Raw genomic sequence first — 1,018 nt, forward strand, 5'->3', positions numbered from 1 at the left:
CCCTTTGGGCACCGGGATAAAACCAGTCTTTTGCAACAGCTCCTGCCCCACCGGTCCCAGGATCCAGTTGATATATTTGCGCACCGGTTCCGCAGGTTCTCCCAAAGTGATCAAATAGAGATTACGGCTGAGAGGATAACGCTTTTCCAGCGTATAGGCTGCCGTAGGCGGGATACAGGCCCCTTTATCCTTACTGATACAGAGGGTCTTGACCTCAGAGGTGACAAATCCCATACCCACATAACCAATGGCACAAGGGGTTTTGGCAACCCGTTGCACCATCGCTTCGGAATTATCTGCCCGCTCCAGTTGGTCATGAAAATGGTGACCGCGTGCCAACAGCTCTTCACGAAATTCATAATAGGAGCCGGAATTATTTTTGCGACCAACACGCACAATCTCCTGCTCGCTACAACCGGGTACCTCTACCCCCACATCACTCCAGCGTTCAATCTCGCCATCCCGGCGATAAATATCTGCCAACTGCGACAAAGAGAGACCATGCAAAGGATTATGGGGATGCACGACAATCGACAAGGCATCCATTCCTACCAGGAAGAGCTTGGGTTGTTGCCCGGAACGGTTGACAATCTGTTTTATCTCATTCTGGCGCAACGCGCGACTGGAAGCGGCAATCTCCACATGGCCGTTAATCAAGGCAGCAATACCATTGCCAGAGCCGCCACCACTGGCACTCACTGTAACACCTGCCGTTTCAGCTTGATAACGGGCTGCCCAACGGTTGGCAATCGGCAGCAAGGTATCCGATCCTTTGCTGCGAATGGTCTCCTCGGCAACCTCTGCAGAGGAAGCATATCCCTCTGCATACAAGCCGCATAAAAGCAGCCCTATCCCCAAAATCCAGCCACACCACGCACCTCTGTTCAATGGCAACCCCTACGGCAAAAGATGGTTACCCGGCTCATTTGTTGTGTCTTGTCCGGAATGGCGCACAATTTTCCCGGGATGATAGCATTATTTTCGGGCATGGAGCAAATCTGCTCTGCAGAGTCAGGAG

At 52.4% G+C, this 1,018-nt stretch carries 1 protein-coding gene; it reads right to left on the minus strand.

What is annotated here, in order from left to right; genetic code table 11:
• Positions 1–888: PstS family phosphate ABC transporter substrate-binding protein (locus EJP87_RS17115; RefSeq protein ID WP_193771513.1), on the minus strand; the 888-nt coding region annotated here is incomplete at its 3' end.
• Positions 889–1,018 lie beyond the last annotated feature (130 nt).

Source organism: Candidatus Magnetaquicoccus inordinatus (assembly GCF_004217665.1).
In the GTDB taxonomy this organism is placed as follows: domain Bacteria; phylum Pseudomonadota; class Magnetococcia; order Magnetococcales; family Magnetaquicoccaceae; genus Magnetaquicoccus; species Magnetaquicoccus inordinatus.